An 18,818-nucleotide genomic window follows, 5' to 3' on the forward strand; every position below is an offset into this window, starting at 1 on the left:
GCAGGATTTTGTTGAAGAAGGCTGTAGTTGCGACTCAGAGACAGCAGTGATTCAGTCTGTCGAATTGGCAGGACTGAAGATCATGATGGACATCGGCAAGTCGAACAGGCTGCTTTGTTTTAAGAGTTCTCGCTCGAGAGGCACGTCCCTTCCGACCACTTGCTTCGCTCGATCGATAGATTTGTCGATCTTGAACAGATTAGACAGGACCTGGCGCCCTTCTACAGTAAGATCGGCCGGGCCTTCGATCGATCCCGAGCTGATAATACGGATGCTCCTTCCGATCGGAGCGGCGTCTGTGCGATGAGGTTCACCTCAACTTGGCCTACCGGTGGTTCTGCCGGCTCGGCCTGGAAGGTGCGGTGCCGGATCACTCGACGTTTTCCAAGAACAGACATGGTCGCTTCAGAGAAATCGATCTCTTCCGTCGCGTGTTCGAAAACGTCTTGCAATGTTGCATCGAGAAGCGGCTGGTCGGCGGTGAAGGATTTGCCGCCGACGCGAGCCTGATCAAGGTCGACGCTAAGTATCTAGCTGTCCTCGATGATACCGCTTTCGGTGCATCGACGGAGGTCACGCCGAAATTGGTATCGCCTGCCGATCCAGCGGCGCGCTGGACGGGCGCGCACGGCAGCCAAACCTTCTTCGCTTACTCGACAAACTACCTAGTATGCGATCATCGTCGATGTCGAGGCAACCACCGCAATCCGGCAGGTGGAGGTGTTGGCTGCCAAACGCATGATTGACGCTCGCTCGAACGGTTCGACCTTTATCCCGCCCGGCTCCTCGGTGACAGCGGCTATGGCTCGGCCGAGATGCTCGGCTGGCTGGTTTACGAGCACGGGATCGAGCCGCACGTGACGGTGTTCGACAAGTCGGCCCGCGCGGACGGGACCTTTTCGCGCGAGGACTTCACCTATGACCACATCAGCGACGTCTATACCCGCCCCGGTGGCAAGATGCTGATTACAACCGGAACACTGGTGAACGATGGCGCAACGATGCTCTACCGCGCAATCAAGCACGATTGCACCGGCTGCGCCTTGAAGGCTCGCTGCTGCCCCAAGGACCTAGTCCGCAAAGTGTCTCGTTCGATCTACGAGGGCGCTCGCGACGTGGCGCGCGAGATAGCACGATCATGGGAGGGCCGTACTTCACGCCGGTTGCGCAAGAAGATCGAGATGCCGTTTGCGCACCTCAAGCGCATTCTCAAGCTCAACCGGTTACGATTACGAGGCCCAAAACGGCGCACGAGACGAATTCACTCTCGCAGCCACCGCACAGAACCTTCGGAAGATGGCCAAGCTGATCGCGATGCCTATCGCAAGGCCCGCATAGGGACCACCTCGATCATTCCGCCCAGCTTTTCAACAGAATCGGTCAAAAGCACCATTCGGAAGATTCGTTCGGCGCCTTCCCGAGAAGCAGACAATTGCAGAGCCAGATCGGGCTTCGCTTTCGGCGCCACAACCGGACTCAGGTGACGGGTCAACCTGCTGGCAAACCATTCCGAAAGTGCACGCGAGCATTTCCATGACGACAAGCATAGATTGCCAGCTCGTCTCGCGCTAGGTTTGCCTTGTTTTGGGGAAGCGCAACCATGTTACCCGCAGATTACGTTTTCGGTCTGGGCTCTCGCGCTAGGGTCCGGACTCAATTGATCCACCGGGTGATCGCGGCGGCGAGGAGGATTGCAGACAGAAAGATGTCTGCGCGCTTGTCGTATCGGGTTGCGATCCGGCGGAAGTCTTTGAAACGGCAGAACATCCGCTCGATGACGATGCGGCCTTTGTAAGCGATCTTATCGTAGCGATGCGGGTGTTTGCGGGTCGGATTTGGCGGGATCACGGCCTTGATGCGGCGTGCGGCCAGCTCGTCGCGCAAGCTTCTGGCGTCGTAAGCTCGATCAGCCAACAGGCGACGCGGGCTGCGGACCATGCTGATCAAACCTCGTGCACCGACCACGTCGTGGGTGTTGCCAGGAGTAATCAGGAAAGCAAGCGGACGGCCGATATCGTCGGTCAGCGCATGGATCTTGGTGGTTTGCCCCGCCGCGCGAGCGGCCGATCGCATTGTTGAAGGCCCCCCTTTTGCGCCGGCCGCGGAGCGATGGGCTTTGATGTAGCTGGAATCCACCGACATCGAGACATACATACCGGTCGATCCGGTCGGAGCGTAAAAAATGTCCGTCCAAATTCCCTGTCGGGTCCAGCGGTTGAAGCGGTTGAAGACCGTCGTGTAGGGACCGTAGACTTCCTTGGCGCAGCCATCAGAAGCCCAATCGCTCGGCGATCTTTAATGCACCGAGCTGAGCGCAACAGGCGCTGGACCAGATGTATGCGTCTTCGTTCAACTTCTCACATCAATGCGGGGAAGAGCCACTAGAACCACTCACATCAGCTTTTTGCCTTCACTGTTCCTTGGCGATCATGGCAGCATGTGGCTCTGGTAACAGGATTCCAGATTTCAGGTGAAGATCCATACCCTCTGCTCCGTCGCGACTCTCAGGGGCCTCAACGCTTTTCGGGACAGTAATCCACTTCCGGGTCGACAGCAGACGCTGGCTTTGATGGATTTTTCTTGATCTCCCGGTGCACACGTCGTGCACACGCGGCCTTCCAACCGATTGAAAAGCTGAAGCTCTCGCTCCCATCCATCATGGGCGCCACGGAAAATGGATAGCTCTTCACTTCAAAGGCTTACCAGTCGTCCTCGATAGGATGAAACACGAATATGTACACCCCAAACTAGCCGTAATTGCGAGCGTCGGTACCAGTCTTGACCTGCACAATTAGCGCACGCCAGGTGGGAGTGAACACAGGTCGTGGCCAGCTCGCCCCTGGAACTGGCGTCTAGGTCCGCCGCCAGATCCGCTACCAAGCCATGGGCAGGTTTAATCCAGATGAGCCGCCTTTTGTCCAGCGCCACCTTGCACCGCCTCGGTTCGCGAGAAAGACGCCATGGAAGACGGGGTTCTCAGGGGGAAGTTTATCAACGGACTCGGCAACGCCTGGTGGTAGATCTCCCTTATGGCCTCGAAAGCTTGACGAACGTATCTCAGCTCCAGGCCGGCGAGACGGATCCCGATTCCCGCCTGCGCCGGCGAGGCGCTCGCTGCCCCATAGAGCCCGCGGGTTCGCTCCAGAGCCGCGGTCAGCTTGCCCTGGAGAACCGGCAGATCGTGGCCAGGCGGGAGCACCATGAATGCCGATCCGAAGGCCCCGTAGCCACGAAAGAGGCTGCGGTCTGGACGGCATATACGTGTGCGCTCCACGAGCAGAGGCTCGCCCCCCGACCTCCTCAGACAGAAGGTCGATTCCAACCGCCGGAAATAGCGGCCCTCGCCCGAGGCGTCATGCATCGTGAACGCATCGAAGACCAATGCATAAGCGTCGGTCGCGCAGTCAAGTTCGACGGTCTGTGACAACGCCGCATCGGGAAACATGATGCGCGGCTCGGGCAGATATTCGAGACTGGCGTTGCTCGCGACATCAAGCTTCACCGTCTCGACCGCGCACGCCGTGGGGTCGGCGCGATGAACCGACGTCGCGCCCTGGTTGGTCAGGCAAACGGCCGTCCCGGGGCCGAGCACGAGACGTTGCACGAGGTTGTCCTCTCCGTGAACCGCCCCGCTTGCCGTCTGCACAATCACGCTGAGGCAATCCGGCCGATCTGGATCGACATGAAAGCTGCGCGTGAGCACGAATGGCCAGGCGAACATCCGTCGGTCGATCACGGTACGGCCGGCACGCCGAACGAAGCTGAGGTCGAGCCGCGCTGCGTCGCTCGCCGTTGCGTCATTCATGTCTTGAACAACACTTCGCGTTCGATGAGATCGACGATCGATTCGATGCCCTCGCCGCGGCGACAATTGGTGAGCAGTACCGGACGATCCCCGCGGACGTTCAATGCGTCACGATGCATGCCCTCCAAATCCACGCCAACGTAAGGCGCCAGATCAATCTTGTTGATGACAAGCAGGTCGGCACGAATGACACCCGGGCCGCGTTTGCGCGGAATATCGTCGCCTCCGGCCACATCGATCACAAACATCCAAAAGTCCGTGAGATCGCGCGAGAACGTCGAGGCGAGGTTGTCACCACCACTCTCGAGCAGGATCAACTCGACTCCCGGGAAACGACGTTCGAGCTCATCTGCGGCTTCAATGTTGAGCGTGGGATCCTCGCGAATTACGGTGTGCGGACACGCACCCGCCTCGACCGCCGACACCCGCGCCGGATCGATCAGCCCGGAACGCCTGATCCGCTCGGCGTCCTCGGCCGTGACGAGATCGTTGGTGATGACGGCGATATCGATGCCCCGCGCCGTGAGTGCTGGAATCAAGCACTCCACCAATGCAGTCTTGCCTGAACCGACCGGTCCTCCGATCCCGACCCGTGCGGCCGCAATCCGTGGCTGCGCCAATCCACTGTTGAGCGAGAGCTGGCTCATCGGAGCATGTACCGCCTTGCCAACGGCACCTTCGTCGCTGGCGGGCACATCAGAAGCTTCCCATCGGCCCGAACCTCGAACGTCTGTGGGTCGACCTCGACATGCGGTGTCGCGGTGTTGCGCAGCATGTCTGCCTTCCGCAACTTCCGTACATTCCTGATCTGGACGGGGGCACGTTCGAGACCGAGCTTGCGCGTCACGTCGGCGTCCATAGCGAGCTTCGACATGAAGTTGACGCCCAGTCTTTGCGGTGCGGCCCCGAGCGCCCCCCACATCCGCTTCTGGATCATCGGTTCCGACAGACCGAGGCTGCCGTTGCCATCGCCCATGGCTGCCCAGACGACAAAGCCGTTCTTGATCACCATATAGGGCTTGATGCCAAAGGAAGCGCGCGGCCAGAGAACGAGATCGGCCATCTTGCCGGGCTCGATTGAACCGACGAGGTGATCGATGCCCACGGCAATGGCCGGATTGATGGTCAGCTTGGCAATGTAGCGCTTGATGCGCTCATTGTCCGCACGTGCCGTCTTTTCCTCGGGCAGGCGGCCGATCCGATCCTTCATCACGCTCGCCAGCTGCCAGCACTTCGCGACGTTCTCGGCGAGGCGTCCCATGCCTTGCGTATCGGTGCCGAATATCGATATCGCCCCCATGTCGTGCAGAAAGTCTTCCGCCGCCATCGACTGGGCGCGCACCCGTGCCTCGCCGAACAGCACGTCTTCGGGCGCATTGTAGTTGAGCTGATGACAGATCATTGTCATCGGCACGCCCTCTTCCATACCGTAAGACGTGTACGGATTGGTCGGATTGGTCGAGGAGGGAATAACGTTGTCCCACGATACAACCTTGAGCAGGTCCGGGGCGTGACCGCCGCCGGCGCCCTCCACGTGATACATATGGATGGTGCGGCCCTCGACGGCCGCCATCGTATCCTCGCAAAACCCGTATTCGTTGATCGAGTCGGTGTGGAGGTGAACCGCGAAATCATTGCGGTCTGCCGCAATGAGGCTCTGATCAATCACCGCGGGGGCGGCGCCGAAATCCTCGTGAATCTTCACGGACATGCCGCCGGCCGCAACCGCCTCTTCAATCGCCTCGGGGTTGGACCCCGCACGTCCGAACAAGGCGAAATTGAGCGGCGAAAATTCGATCGCCTGCAAAAAGCGCGCGAAAGTCGAAGCGGCCCCGCTGCCGACGTCAAAAACCGGCCCCGAACCGTTCCCGACCAGCGTGGTCGTCCCGCCGGAAAGCGCATGGTCGGATTGCTCGGGCGAGATCAGGTGCGCGTGCGACTCGATGGCGCCGGCGGTGACGATGAAAGGGCCGCCAGCAATCGGAGCCGTCGTGTGACCTACCACCATGTCGGGATGCACATCGGGCATCACGTCGGGATTGCCGGCCTTGCCGATGCCGACAATGCGCCCATCACGGATGCCGATGTCGGCCTTCACGATGCCGGCGACTGCGTCGACGATGGTGGCGTTCTTGATGACAACATCAAGAGCCTTGTGCGAGGCAGTCCTGTAGGCATTGACGCCTTCGCCATCGCGCAGGTTCTTTCCCGCACCAACCAGCAATTCGTGCCCGTAGGTGGTGTAGTCGTGCTCGATCTCGGCGAGCAGACTGGTGTCGGCCAGTCGCACGAGGTCGCCCTTGGTCGGGCCGTAGAGCTCACCGTAGGCTTTGCGTGACAATATCGCCATGGTCAGACTCCCAGATAGCCGCGGGCGCGAGCCTGCTTCAGCGCATCATCCCTCGCCGACGGCGCATCCAGCGAGCCGTTAACGAGGCCCGCCTGCCCGTGCACAACGCGGTCACCTGAGATCGGAACGAGCCGCACGGACTTGGTGACCCCCGGCTCGAAGCGGATACCGGCGCCCGCGGGACGGTCGACCTTCATGCCCCAGGCTGCCGCGCGATCGAAGAGCAAGGCGCGATTGACCTCGAAGAAATGGGTGTGGCTGCGGACCTGGACGTCACGGTCGCCGGTATTCGTGACATCGATCGTGATCGCGGCAAGGCTTGCGAAACTCTCGATGTCTCCGCCACCCGCGATGATCTCACCGGGCACGATATCGTCTGCGACGGATGTGTCACTGGGACCGACGGGTTCGAAAAGCGCCATCACCTTGGTCCCTTCAGCGAACATGCATTCGATATAGAGCATCGGAATCATCTGCCCGACGCCGGGCTCGACATCGTCCGATGTCAGCAACCGGCCTGCCATGTCGCGGATCTCCGCATAAGGCATGTTGCGGCGCGCCGCGGTCATGACCTCGTCTGTGATGTAGGCGACCGCCTCCGGATGGCTCAGCCGAATTCCAAGCGAACGATTGCGGCGCGCCATCTGCGCGGCATTGAAGATGACGAGGCGATCCATCTCGGTTGGTGAAAGATTCATCATGGGAAAGCATCCTCTTTCATGTCGTGAACATGCGGACATGTCGCAGTGGTCCGCGTGAAACCGCGATGTCGATGAACGGCGTGAAGCTCGTTGGCAACGTATCGGGCGGCGGCGTTTCCTCAAGTAAGCCCGCCAGCAACATGCGCGCGGCGTCCTGGCTGCGCTGCGCCTCGATGTGGCCGACAATCCCGAGACGCACGGCTGCGCTGACGAGGCCGGTCACGAGTGTCCAGCCCGAGACCAGTTCTGCTGCCTCCAGGCTGAGCCCCGCGTCCCGGCCGACGACGGCCTGCACAATGGCCAGATGGCCGAGCCTGGTGTCCGACGACACCAAGCCACGGTAGGCCGCCGATAGGGGTCCATCGAGCTTGACCCATACCCCGAGCAGCGCCCTGCCCGCCCGCCGCGATCCTTCCCGCATTTCGGCCGAAGGTGTTGCCGCCTCGGCCAGGTGATCCACGCGCGCGATGGCCGCACAATCCTCTGCCCGAAAGGCCTGGCGCAGCAGAGCACGGTCCATGCTTGCCCAGCGTCGCTCGAGCTGGTCCACAATAATGCGATCGAGTTCGCTGCGATTGGCAAGCATGCCGTCCGCGGCAAGTCCTTCCAGCCCCCAGGAGAATGCAAAGCCGCCAGCCGGGTAGGCACTGTCCCCGAGCTGCAACAAAGCCAGCGTCTGCAATCTGTCAAACAGCATCGCTCTCCACGATCTCGCCCGCCTCGAGCAGGGGTCTGATCCGTGCCCGGTAAGTGTCGAGCGGTGCGTCCAGCAGGACAACAAGGAGATCGCCCTCGAAACGAACCCGCCAATGCAGATTCCCGGCATTCCAGCCGAGCTTCAGCGCGGCAGCTTGGTTGACTGGCTTCAATCGCCAGCATTCTTGCTCGCCGAAGCGGACGATGATGGCCCGATCATGTGCGAGAAATAGCAGCGCCCCGTCGACCAGGTCCTCATCCCGGTCCAGGCTGACGGCACAATCGGTTCCGCGATCTGTCGTCAAGCGAAAGCGCTTGCGGCCGACGTCGGAGGGCGGCACGAACAGGAGCTCGATTCCGCCATGATGCTCGACGTGGTGGAGACGGCCTGCATAGGCCGCGTCGTCGGATCGTCCGATGATGCCGTGAAGCCGTAACGTCACGATACCCTCCCGCAAAAGGACAAATGGAACCGGTTCACCGCATTGTTGCCGACACCTCCTTCGAGGTCACCAAGGTGACCTCGCCATCCAGGATGGGCTTGGCAATTCCGAAGAAGGTCGCGACGACCGCCGAACTGTTGTGGCGATCCATCGCGGCCTTGTCGACAAATCGCTCGTACGTCGTGAATACACACGGATCCTCCTCGCTCTGCGAGATGAAGAATCCGATCGTGTCCGGCTCGTTGGCCGCGACATTTTCGGCCACGGCCATCAACGCGTCGCGCATCGTCACCTCTTGGCCGGACTTCGCCTTGATGACGGCGGTGATGGTGATCATCAGAATTTCTTCCAATCGCCATCGGCTTCGAAGGCGCTGGCAGCCTGATAGATGGTCGCCTCGTCATAGTCCTTCGCGATCAGCATCAGGCCGACCGGAAGGCCGTCCGACAGGCCGCAGGGAATGGTCATCGCGGGATGGCCGGTTACGTCGAACGGACTGGTCGTGGCCGTCATTTCGAAGGCGCGCTGGACGATCTCGGCGAGCGGCGCGTCCTTGGCCGGGATCGGCGTGGCGACACAGGGCAAGGTTGGCATCAGCAGCAGATCGTAAGAGCCGAATACCGCATCATAGGCCGCCTTGGCAGCGATCGCGATATTGCGTGACTTGGCATAGTAACGACCGCGATAGTGGCTAACCCCCCACTGCCCGACCAGCATGGTGAGCTTCAGCGTCTCCGACAGGTCGTCGGCACGTGCACGCCAGCCGGAATGGGCGTCGAGCAGGCCCACGTCATAGAGGCCCTTCCAGTTGAAGCCCATGCCGTTGCCGATCATCATCTGGACCAGGAATCCTTCCAGCGTGATCGGGTTCCAGGCCGCGAGTGCATGTAGGTGCTCGGGAATCGAAACCTCCGACACGCTCGCACCGAGCTTTGCGAACCGCTCCGCGCCGGCCTTCACTTTGGAGGCTACCCCTTCCTGCATGTTCGTAACGGCAAATCCCTCCTTGAGGATGCCGATCTTCATGCCCTTGACGCCCTTGCGGAGCATCTCGGTGTAGCTCGTGACCTTCGGCGCATATTGGCGCGGATCGAGGCCGTCGGGGCCGGCCAGCACCTCCAGCAACAGCGCGTTGTCGGCGACGTTGGCCGTCATCGGGCCGGTATGGTCGATGGTCGATTCGATCGGCATCACGCCCGTATACGGCACGAGACCGTGCGTCGCCTTCATGCCGTAGATGCCGCAATAGGATGCCGGGATACGGATCGAGCCGCCTTGATCGCCGCCGATCGCCATCTCGACCTCGCCGGCTGCGACCAGCGCAGCGCTTCCCGACGAGGAGCCGCCCGCCGAATAGCCCATCTTGAGCGGATTATGAACCGGTGCAGGATTGGAGGTATGGCTGCCGCCCGACAGGCAGAAGTGCTCGCACACGGCCTTGCCGACGATGGTGCCGCCGGCATCGAGAATGCGGGTCACGATCGTTGCGTCGGCGGCGGGAATGAAGCCCTCGAGCGTGGTCGAGCCGTTCATCATGGGAACGCCGGCCAAGGCGACGTTGTCCTTCAGCACGATGGTACGACCCGCGAGCTTGCCGGTGGCTGCGCCCTTGACCTCGGTCTTGATCGCCCAGGCGCCGTACTTGTTGTCCTTCGGCATCGGCTTCGAGCCGGGCATGCGCGGATATTTGACGGGCGGCAGCGGGTTCGGCAGCTCGTCGATGACGTCGTACGCGTCGAACATCCCGCCCATCAGGGCAAGATAGCTTCCGGCTTCTTCGACCGTCATGTTCATGTGCAGGCTCGCCGCGAGCTCGGCGACATCTTCGGCAGTCGGGCGTTTGATAGACATAAGTCATCCTTTCTTGTGAGGACAAGCCGGCAGCAACAGAACCAGCGATCGTAACGACCGGCGCAATCGCGCCGGAGACTGAACTTAGTTTGGATGCATGGCGCCGTCCCGAACCAGTAAGCTTTCCCGGTCGAGTTCGCCGGTGATGCGTCCCTTCTGGATATTGAGGATCCGGTCCGACAGTGAGGTGATAAACTCGAGGTTCTGCTCGACAACGATCAGCGACATGTTCCACCGCTTTTTCAGCGCGAGCAGCGTCTCGACGATCTCTTCGATGATCGATGGCTGGATACCCTCGGTGGGCTCGTCCAGCAGGATCAGCCGAGGCTTCGTGCAGAGACAGCGCGCCAATGCCAGCAATTGCTGCTCGCCGCCCGATAGGGCCCCACCACGCCGGTCGAGCAGTCGCACCAGGCGCGGAAAATCCTGAAGCACCGCATCGATGATCGATCGGTCCTCCTTCGGCGCCGCCGCCAGGCCCATTCGCAGGTTCTCAAGGACGCTCAGGTCGGGAAATATCTCTCGTCCTTGCGGCACAAGCCCGATCCCAAGCCTGGACCGCTCGTGCGGCTTCAGATGGGTGATCGGCTTGCCCGCGAATGTGACGGCACCACCCGTCGTCGGCAAATGCCCCATCAGCGCACGCAGCGTCGTGGTCTTGCCCATGCCATTGTGGCCGAGAATGCCGAGATACTCGCCATCCTGAACCGTCATGTCGAGACCAAACAGGATTGGAATGCGGCCGTAGCCGGATCGTAAATTCCGAACCTCGAGAAGCGCGCTCATGCCGCCACCTTCTTGCCAAGATAGACGTCGCGCACGCGCTGATCCGCCAAGACCTTGTCCACGGTGTCTTCGACCAGCACCCGGCCCTGATGAAAGACAGTCACCTTCTTTGCGATCTGCTTGATGAACTCCATGTCGTGCTCGACGACGATGATCGCCCGGGTCTGATTGATCTCTCGGATGATGGCGGCAGTGTGCAGTGTCTCCTCGTCGGTCATCCCGGCGGCCGGCTCGTCGAGCAGGATCAATTCCGGCTCAGCCGCAAGCACCATGCCGATTTCGACCCATTGTCGTTGGCCGTGTGACAGCGTTGCCACGATGCGGTCGGCATGATCCGTCAACCGGGTCATCTGCAACACCGCATCGACCGCGGGCCCCTGGGCGCGCGGTGTCGCCTTTCTCCGGACAGCGAGCCAGATGTTCTCTCGCACCGAGAGACCGTTGAAGACGTTCGGCACCTGGGTCTTGATGCCGATTCCCATGCGGGCGATCTCGTGGGACAGTTTGCCGGCGATCGGCTGCCCGCGAAACGCAATCGCACCCGAGGTCGGCACGAGCTGTCCAGTCAGCGTCTTGAAGAAGGTGCTCTTGCCGGCGCCATTGGGCCCGATCAGGCAGCGCAGCTCCATCTCCTCCAAGGTGAAGTTGATGTCGTCATTGGCGACCACGCCGCCAAAACGCATCGTGAGGTGCTCGGCCTTGAGCAGGGGTACGAGGTCCGCCATCGTCATTCGGCTCCGGCCATGTGGGACGCGGCCACCGGCGGCGGTAACTGCTCGTCTGCGAGTTGCGCCTTCGGTTTCGGTGCGGGCACGAGTCGCATCAGCAGGTCGCGCGCCGTCGGCACCAGTCCCTTCGGAAGCAGCAGCACAAAGACGACCAGCACGGCGCCGAGCACGAGGTTGGAATTCAGAGCCTGTTGCGAGCCGATGTAGGCGACGATGTATTCGATGAGCACGCAGCCAACGATGGGGCCCAGCAACGTGCCAAGCCCGCCCACAGTGATCCAGATGATGATCTCCGCCGACAACGAGAGGCTGAAGATGGTCGGCCCGACGAACGCGCCCCAGTTAACGTAGAGCGCACCGGCAAGCCCCGCGATCGCGCCGCTCAGAATGAAAGTGAGCAGCTTGACCTTGCGCGGATCGTAACCGAGCAACGAGGCACGAACCTCATTCTCACGCACCGCCACGATGACGCGTCCAGCCGGTAGAGACAGCAGCAGACGCAGCAGCAGGAATATCCCGAGCAGCGCCCCACCCGTCACCCACCAGGATTGTTCGGGCGACAGGATTTGGTCCGGATAGAATGGAACGTTGAAGGTCGGCACTGCCGGCATGCCATTGAAGCCGCCGAGCAACGCCTTGCCAATCCTATACTCGTCGCCCGAGGTCGAGTTGACGCAATTGAACAGGATCAGAGTCACGGTGAGCGTGATCACGCCGAGATAGACGTCGGAGATACGGCCGAAGAAGATGAAGTAGCCGAGGATCGCGGCGAACAACGAGGGAACGATGATGGCAAGCAGGATCGACGGCGTGGAATCCTGGAAATTGATCGCTGATATCGCGTAGGCATAGCCGCCGAGGCCGAAGAAGGCCGTCTGTCCGAAGGACAGGATACCACCGAAGCCCCAGATGAAGGCGAGGCTGAGCGCCAGCACCGCCATTGCCGCGAACAACGTCAACTGCATCATTGCGAACAGCTCGATGACGCTCGGGATCAGCACGATCACGATGATCGCGACGAGGACGGCAACCGCCTGAGCCGCAAGGCGAAAGCGGATGGTCATTACAGATTCCCCTTGAAGAAGCGGCCGGAAATTCCCTGCGGCAGCAGGCGGATCAGCACGATCGCCGCCGTGAACACCAGGACTTCGCCATAGACCGGCGTGGTGAAGAAGGCGCCGACCTGATTGACAGCACCGAACAGGCTCGCCGCCGACATCGTCCCCGACAGAATGGCGGCGCCTCCCCCGACGACGGTCATGAAGGCCTTGGCGACATAGGCGCCGCCCATGCCAGGCGTGATGCCCGAAACCGGAGCCAGCAGACCTCCGGCGAGCCCTGTGACGGCCGCACCGACCGCAAATGTGGTCATGTAGACCCGCGCCGGATTGACGCCCAGCGTGGCCGCCATCGCCGGGTTCTGCATCGTCGCGCGGGCGATCAGACCGAAGCGGGTGTAGCTCATCACGCCGTAGACCACGACCATCATCACGACCGCCATTCCCGCCAGGAACAGCGTATAATAGCTCGACTGATACGAACCGATGGAGAAGCCGCCGAGAGGAGTCGGGACGCCCTGCTGAGTGTTGCCGTAAATCGTAGTTACGATCCCGATGATCAGAAGGCTGAGCCCCCACGTCGCGAGCATCGAATCGACGAGGCGACCGTAGAGAAAGCGAATGAGACACCGCTCGATGACGAGACCCACGAGACCGACGAAGAGCGGAGCAACGACCAGCATCGCGATCCAGATATTGACGCCCGCATTGGCCGATATGACGGTCGCATAGGCGCCGAGCATGATGAACTCGCCATGGGCGAGGTTGATGATCTTCATCATGCCGAAGATGATCGCCAGTCCGAGGCACAACAGGAACAGCGACGATATCCCATTCAGGACGTCGAGCGCGACGATGAGGTAGATCGCCATTGTTGGATTCTTCCGGTCTCCTCGAAGTCACGGGCCCCGCCGGTGGCGAGGCCCGGCAAACGTCAAAGATTGATGATGTACTGCTTGGTGTCGTTCGGGTTTTTGACGAGATCGCAGACGCTCGCCGTGTCGGCCGGCTTGACGTCGGAGTAACTCTCCAACACCGACCATTTGCGATCCTTCACCTCGGCGAGGAACGCATTTCGGGTGGTATGATGGGTCGGCTTGTCCAAGGTGACCTTGCCGCTCGGGCCATCGAAAGCGATCCCGTCCTCGAGCGCCGCAATCACCTTCATGCGGTCGATGCTGGCGGCCTTCTTCACGCCAGCGGCCCAAAGCATGACGCCCTCATAGGTACAGGCGGCCAGCTCGCTGACATAGGGCGAGTCGGGATGGGCCTTCTTGATCTTCTCGACGAAGCCCTTCGAGGCCGGCGTGGTGAGTTCCTCGAAGTAGCCGTAGGCGCCGAGAATGGAATCGCTCTCGGCCGCATCGAGTGTGGTCGGCTCGTTGACGAGGCCAAAGGTAGTCGACGCGATCGGAATCTTGCCTTTCATGCCGGCCGAGGTCCATTGCCGGTAGAACGCCGTATGATTGCCGCCGACCAGTGCTGACAGAATGAGGTCGGGCTTCGCCGCCTGGATCTTCGAGATGGTCGTGCCGAAATTGGTGACGTCGAGCGGGAAAAAGTCGGTCGAGAGCACCTCACCGCCATTGTCCTTGACGTACTTCGTCATCCACTTCGCGGTGATCTGACCGTAATTGTAGTCGGCGGCAATGATGTAGGCTTTCTTGCCCGCCTTCTTCATCGCGCTCGGGACCAGCTTTTCCACCGTCTGCGCGGGCGTTGTGCCGGTGCAGAAGGTATTGCGATCGCAGACGCCCCCTTCGTAGAGCACATTGTAGAAGTACAGCACCTTGAACCGGTCGAAGGTCGGACGTACCGCCTCGCGCGAGGCCGAAGTAATTCCGCCATGGACGACATCGACCTTGTCTTTCACCGCAAGTTGCTGCGCGAATTGCGAGTACATCTGAATGTTCGACTGGGTGTCGTAGTGGATGACCTTCAACGGGCGTCCCAACAAGCCACCGCCAGCATTGATCTCGTCCACGGCAAGTTGAAGCGCATAGACCATGGGCGTACCGGACGCAGCGATTGGACCGGACTGGTCGTGGAGGCTGCCGACCACGATCGGGCTTTCGGCGCCGAGCGCGCCGGAACGAAAGACCGCGGGCGCCGCAATCAACGTCGTCGTTGCAATGGCTGAGTGGTGCAGGAAGCGGCGGCGCGAAAAGGTCATAAACGTCCCCATCAGTTCTTGAGATGGAAAATATTAAGAATACAATATTTGAAAAAGCAAGCACTTTTATCGCCGCGCAATGATCGAGAAGTCGTATCCATCGAGCTGCGCCAGATAGATGGGATGACGGCCGCCGACCACGGACTGGGCCTGATCGCCTCGCGCCGTGCGCCGCTGGAATGTCCTTCCGTAGACACGCGTCAACTTGCGGGCGTCGAGACTGGCGGCCTCCTCGATCAAGGCCGCGAGCGAGTAGATGCCTTCGTAGCAGGATTGCCCGAAGGCATTCACGGGAGGCGGACTGTCGCCAAACGCCATATGATAGCGCTCCAGAAACGCGCCATTGTTGCGTGAGCGGATCGACCCATAGTAGCTCGAAGCGGCGTAGAGATTCTCGGTCTCATTTACACTGAGGCCGTATGCCACGGTCTCGTCGATCGCCGAGGAAAACCGTAGCGCGCGCGAACTCAACCCCGCCGCACAGAAGGCGCGATTGAATGCGATGCAATCGAAGCCCAGGAAATACGGAAGAACGACGTCCGAGCGCGTTCCCTTGATCCGCTCTAGCATCTCGTCGAAGTCGTGCTGGCCGATCGGCAAATAGTATTCACCCGTCACCGTGCCGCCGAAGCGCGCAATCAACGTACGCGCGATCTGAAGGGACGAGCGAGGCCAAATGTAGTCATTGCCACAAAGGAAATACCGGCGGGCGCGCTTCGACTCCGAAAGCCATTGAACCGCTGGAGCAAGGAGTTCTTCAGCCGTCTCACCGGTCGCCATGACGTTCAGCGTCGATGAGCGTCCCTCGAATTGCGGGGTATATATAAACGGGACTCGACCACGGGCCGCGCGCGCCACGAAGTCCCGCGCGAAGCTCGGTAACATCCCGACGATACCGTCGACACAATCGATCTCGATTGCATCGCGCGCGGCTCGGCCCGCGGTTGGGCCGGTTTCTCCGGCGTTCACGACGTGCAATTCGACGTGACGTCGCAAGATTCCGGACATTCCGTTGATCTCGTCTACCGCCAGGCGTCCGCACGCCTCAGCCGACGGGGCCCAAAGCCCCGCAGCGCCGCTCTGCGGTATGAGCAGACATACTCGGACGCTATTCAACGGTGGTGTCTCCGCGCTTGCCGTGCGCAGGACACTCACGAATCATGCCAACGGCAATCCCGTGCCGCTGCTGCCCCTTTGCCCACGAAAACGCTGGATCCCGAGGGGAACATGCCCTTTTTGGGGGCGCGAGCCGATGCAACCGCCGCTTCCCTAGGCATTTGCACACAATTCTGCTTTTCGCTTGCTCCTCGTTACATTCCAAGGCAAATATTGAAATGTCAAATAATTCCGCTATGGGCGCAACGTGGACCTCCCCGAACTCATCCGAGGTGTGAATCGCCGGCTTGAGCAGATGCTGGAAGCGGAGCTCAAGCCACGAAGCATATCCATTCACCAGTACCGCGCGCTCGAGGCGCTGACCGAACAAAACGGGCTGCCGATGGGCGATCTGGCCACCCGCCTCGTGCTCGACGGTCCAACGCTCACAAAGATCATCGACAGAATGGTCGAGTCGGCACAGGTCTATCGCGCTCCCGATCCACACGACCGGCGCAGGGTCCTGATTTTCCTTTCGCAGCGTGGGGCAGAGCAATTCAAAGACATCGGTCCAGTTATCAAATCCATTCAACAGAGGCTCTTAAACAGGCTGGGCGCATCAGATGCTACAGTTTTGACGAGCCTGCTGTCCGAATTGCTCAGTGATCGTGCCTCTGCACATTCACACCTTCTTGCAGACGAGAAACACTGATCTACGATTGATGGCCTTCAGCCGCGGGCAGCTTTGTGATTGTGAAGGTGGATTGCGTTTTCAAACGGCAGGCCACGAGATTCATTCTCACGGCGCGTTTCGGCCAAGCATTGCTTCGTCGCTTACCTCCTTTGAATCGTTCTTGCCCCATCGCGACAACAGCGCAATTTGCGCCGGCGTTGACCGGCATTCTCAGGAGCCAAATCGCGGAGTGGGAATTCTGCAAACGATGCCGTGCCCCGTCGTAGCGCAGAGGGCGACCATCCAAACGTCCGAGAGTCGCCGTCCGCGACGCCACGAAGGTTTGACGTTGCGCATCGAGACTTGGATTGCTCGTTTGGCGCTCGCCTGCCCTCAGTCTTTGGTCGTGCACCTCCGCAAGCTTCGGTCAAACAGCTGCAATCAAGCAAGCTACGACAAAACACCCTGCCTCATTGGTCGCGGCTCGTGCACTCAGCATCTGAAGTCCAGAGCTAAATAGCCGGGAAAGATGCTACGGGGCCATTTCGCGCGATTGCCCTTGTACCGAGGCGATTGCCGACAACGAGAGACAACGACGACTGCTCTTCCGGACGGAAGGACGTCGAAACGCAAACCGGCAGATGACGCTATCGAGACTCTCGCTGACGTCGCGAACGCGATACCCGTGAAAGGCCATCCAGTTCTCGATCCGGCGCACGCCCGAACGTCCGAGGCCCGGCTGCGCCAGGAGCTCGGCCCTGGTATGGAGCGACGCAATCTCGAGAAGGTAGTACATACGCGTCAACGGCTCTCTGCCAACCAGAGCCGCAAGCGGACTGCGAACCAGTACGCCTGCAATTCGCTCCGGCAAATGGCTATGGCTTTGTTTGAGAACGAAAGCTTTCCTCACGTCAGTCCACCCGAACCTGCAAACATTCCAAAGATCGTTCTAAGAACACCTCTAGCAGAGCCGTTTGACATTGTCCCAGGCATACACGCCCCGGTTGATTTCGATTAGACAAGTTCTAGATCGGACAAGTTCCTCCGACACGACTTCGTCAAGTGGAACATCGAATGAGCTATCTTGCCGCACACGCGGCGCACGACTCTTGCTGGGAGCCATAGCGGGTCAGCCGACCGGTCCCAGGCTAGGCGATGAGTTCCCGACGCGAAATTGTCGAGAGCAGTGACTCCGCAATTTCCTGGGACCGGACCGCAAGAATTGAGAGCAGTGTATCGCTCAAGCCGTGAGACGATTCCGAATAGCCCTGGAGATGGATCTCCGGCCGAAACGCTGGGCTGGTGACGAGCCTGTACCTCCGATCGAGCACACCATCGCGAATGTAGCGACGGATCGGCTCGAGAAAACTGTGCGGGGTTTCCCTGTCGTAACCCGTTGCCAGGATCACGACGTCATAGGTAGAGCGACGGCTTTCGCCACGGAATTTGTCGACCAAGCCGATTTCGATGCCATCCGGCGCTGAAGCAACGGTCGTAACCTCGCTTCGTGGACGCAACACGATCGCTTCGTCGCCACCGACTCGCTGTTGGTAAAGCAGGCGGTAAAGCTGGTCCAGCAGGTCGGAATCGACCGCAGCATAGTTCGTATTCCGGAAGTTACGGACGATTGCGTCCCGCCGCTCGGCAGGCTGGGCGTAGACAAAATCGGTATAGTCAGGGTTGAAGATCTCGTTGACGAAGGGGCTGCTGTCGGAAGGCTTGAGGGCATGGCTGCGAAAAATCAGATCAATCTTCGCCTCGGGACATCTGCCATGGAGGTCGACCGTCACCTCGGTCGCGCTCTGTCCGCCGCCGACGACGGCCACGCGCGCCGCTTGGCCGCGTGGGACGACGCGGTCGATCAGGTCGAGATAACGGCTGGAATGCAGCAGCCGCCGGTCGTCAGCAGCCTCGGCAAACACCTGCGGGACATAAGGCTGCCCTCCCACCGCGACAACGAGATTTCGTGCAAGACGCACGGTCTCTCCGCCGGTGAGCGAGCGTGAATGCACCCGCAACGACGTCACCGTCTGCCCCGCCGTAACCGGCTCGATGGCAACGATGGTCTCGCCGTAAGCGGCCTGCGATCTGAAATGACTGGCTACCCACTGGAGGTAATCATTGAACTCGATCCGGCTTGGATGAAACGTCCGGCAGTTGATGAAATCCAGCAAGCGGCCGCGCTTGTGCAGATAATTCACGAAGGTGAACGGACTGGTCGGATCGCGCAAGGAGACCAGATCCTTGAGAAACGATATCTGCATGTCGCTGCCTCGGAGCAGCATGCCGCCATGCCAGGTGAAGTGCGGCTGCTTCTCCACGAACAGGGGCGCGCATTTCAGGCGCGATCGCTTCGCGCATTCGTCCAATGCGATGGCTAGCGCAAGGTTGGAGGGCCCGAATCCAACGCCGATGACGTCGTGCTCGATCGCAAGTTGATGAGACATGAAGCCGCGCTC

The 18,818-nt window shown here is 60.6% G+C and carries 16 protein-coding genes and 2 pseudogenes; 2 read left to right on the forward strand and 16 right to left on the reverse strand.

The genetic code is table 11. The features are described from left to right. Positions 1 to 114 precede the first annotated feature (114 nt). A pseudogene (locus ACYCVF_RS25505) lies at positions 115 to 1,338 on the forward strand (transposase). A gap of 315 nt (positions 1,339 to 1,653) precedes the next feature. On the opposite strand, the pseudogene ACYCVF_RS25510 reads toward ACYCVF_RS25505, so the two are convergent. The 15 genes and pseudogenes from ACYCVF_RS25510 to ACYCVF_RS25580 all read right to left on the reverse strand — a co-directional run. Beyond that, positions 1,654 to 2,244, reverse strand: a pseudogene (locus ACYCVF_RS25510) (IS5 family transposase); the annotation flags it as partial. Positions 2,245 to 2,893: 649 nt separating this feature from the next. After that, positions 2,894 to 3,805, reverse strand: coding sequence for an urease accessory protein UreD (locus tag ACYCVF_RS25515; protein WP_459600910.1), 912 nt, complete (start codon positions 3,803 to 3,805; stop codon positions 2,894 to 2,896). Next, positions 3,802 to 4,452 carry an urease accessory protein UreG gene (gene ureG / locus ACYCVF_RS25520; RefSeq protein ID WP_459600912.1) on the reverse strand — a complete coding sequence of 217 codons (651 nt, stop codon included), beginning with the start codon at positions 4,450 to 4,452 and terminating at the stop codon, positions 3,802 to 3,804. Before ureG ends, ACYCVF_RS25515 begins: the two co-directional genes overlap by 4 nt. After that, positions 4,449 to 6,155 carry an urease subunit alpha gene (gene ureC / locus ACYCVF_RS25525; protein ID WP_459600914.1) on the reverse strand — a complete coding sequence of 569 codons (1,707 nt, stop codon included), beginning with the start codon at positions 6,153 to 6,155 and terminating at the stop codon, positions 4,449 to 4,451. Before ureC ends, ureG begins: the two co-directional genes overlap by 4 nt. Positions 6,156 to 6,157: 2 nt before the next feature. Beyond that, complete coding sequence (ureB, locus tag ACYCVF_RS25530; protein ID WP_459600916.1) at positions 6,158 to 6,856, reverse strand: urease subunit beta; 699 nt, start codon at positions 6,854 to 6,856, stop codon at positions 6,158 to 6,160. Positions 6,857 to 6,872: 16 nt separating this feature from the next. Continuing rightward, positions 6,873 to 7,553 carry an urease accessory protein UreF gene (locus ACYCVF_RS25535; protein WP_459600918.1) on the reverse strand — a complete coding sequence of 227 codons (681 nt, stop codon included), beginning with the start codon at positions 7,551 to 7,553 and terminating at the stop codon, positions 6,873 to 6,875. Continuing rightward, positions 7,543 to 7,995: an urease accessory protein UreE gene (gene ureE / locus ACYCVF_RS25540; protein ID WP_459600920.1), complete on the reverse strand. Its 453-nt coding sequence runs from the start codon at positions 7,993 to 7,995 to the stop codon at positions 7,543 to 7,545. The genes ACYCVF_RS25535 and ureE overlap by 11 nt, the downstream gene beginning before the upstream one ends. A gap of 34 nt (positions 7,996 to 8,029) precedes the next feature. Beyond that, positions 8,030 to 8,332, reverse strand: a complete 303-nt coding sequence (locus ACYCVF_RS25545; protein WP_459600922.1) for a putative quinol monooxygenase — start codon at positions 8,330 to 8,332, stop codon at positions 8,030 to 8,032. Further along, positions 8,332 to 9,846 carry an amidase gene (locus ACYCVF_RS25550; protein WP_459600924.1) on the reverse strand — a complete coding sequence of 505 codons (1,515 nt, stop codon included), beginning with the start codon at positions 9,844 to 9,846 and terminating at the stop codon, positions 8,332 to 8,334. The genes ACYCVF_RS25545 and ACYCVF_RS25550 overlap by 1 nt, the downstream gene beginning before the upstream one ends. An 84-nt stretch (positions 9,847 to 9,930) precedes the next feature. Then, entirely contained in the window at positions 9,931 to 10,632 is a 702-nt protein-coding gene (locus ACYCVF_RS25555; RefSeq protein WP_459600926.1) for an ABC transporter ATP-binding protein, read from the reverse strand. Further along, positions 10,629 to 11,357: an ATP-binding cassette domain-containing protein gene (locus ACYCVF_RS25560; RefSeq protein ID WP_459601785.1), complete on the reverse strand. Its 729-nt coding sequence runs from the start codon at positions 11,355 to 11,357 to the stop codon at positions 10,629 to 10,631. The genes ACYCVF_RS25555 and ACYCVF_RS25560 overlap by 4 nt, the downstream gene beginning before the upstream one ends. Before the next feature lie 2 nt (positions 11,358 to 11,359). Beyond that, positions 11,360 to 12,424 (reverse strand): branched-chain amino acid ABC transporter permease, encoded by a 1,065-nt coding sequence (locus ACYCVF_RS25565; protein WP_459600928.1) that lies wholly within the window; start codon positions 12,422 to 12,424, stop codon positions 11,360 to 11,362. Continuing rightward, positions 12,424 to 13,290 (reverse strand): branched-chain amino acid ABC transporter permease, encoded by an 867-nt coding sequence (locus ACYCVF_RS25570; RefSeq protein ID WP_459600930.1) that lies wholly within the window; start codon positions 13,288 to 13,290, stop codon positions 12,424 to 12,426. The genes ACYCVF_RS25565 and ACYCVF_RS25570 overlap by 1 nt, the downstream gene beginning before the upstream one ends. Positions 13,291 to 13,352: 62 nt before the next feature. Further along, positions 13,353 to 14,591, reverse strand: coding sequence for an urea ABC transporter substrate-binding protein (locus ACYCVF_RS25575; protein WP_459600932.1), 1,239 nt, complete (start codon positions 14,589 to 14,591; stop codon positions 13,353 to 13,355). Between the two features lie 66 nt (positions 14,592 to 14,657). Further along, positions 14,658 to 15,707: a substrate-binding domain-containing protein gene (locus tag ACYCVF_RS25580; RefSeq protein WP_459600934.1), complete on the reverse strand. Its 1,050-nt coding sequence runs from the start codon at positions 15,705 to 15,707 to the stop codon at positions 14,658 to 14,660. A 247-nt stretch (positions 15,708 to 15,954) separates the two neighbouring features. On the opposite strand from ACYCVF_RS25580, the gene ACYCVF_RS25585 reads away from it, so the two are divergent. After that, positions 15,955 to 16,398, forward strand: coding sequence for a MarR family winged helix-turn-helix transcriptional regulator (locus tag ACYCVF_RS25585; protein WP_459600936.1), 444 nt, complete (start codon positions 15,955 to 15,957; stop codon positions 16,396 to 16,398). Positions 16,399 to 17,507: 1,109 nt separating this feature from the next. On the opposite strand, the gene ACYCVF_RS25590 is transcribed toward ACYCVF_RS25585, so the two are convergent. After that, entirely contained in the window at positions 17,508 to 18,806 is a 1,299-nt protein-coding gene (locus ACYCVF_RS25590; RefSeq protein ID WP_459600938.1) for a lysine N(6)-hydroxylase/L-ornithine N(5)-oxygenase family protein, read from the reverse strand. Positions 18,807 to 18,818: the final 12 nt, after the last annotated feature.

This window comes from Bradyrhizobium cedriense (genome assembly GCF_054602315.1).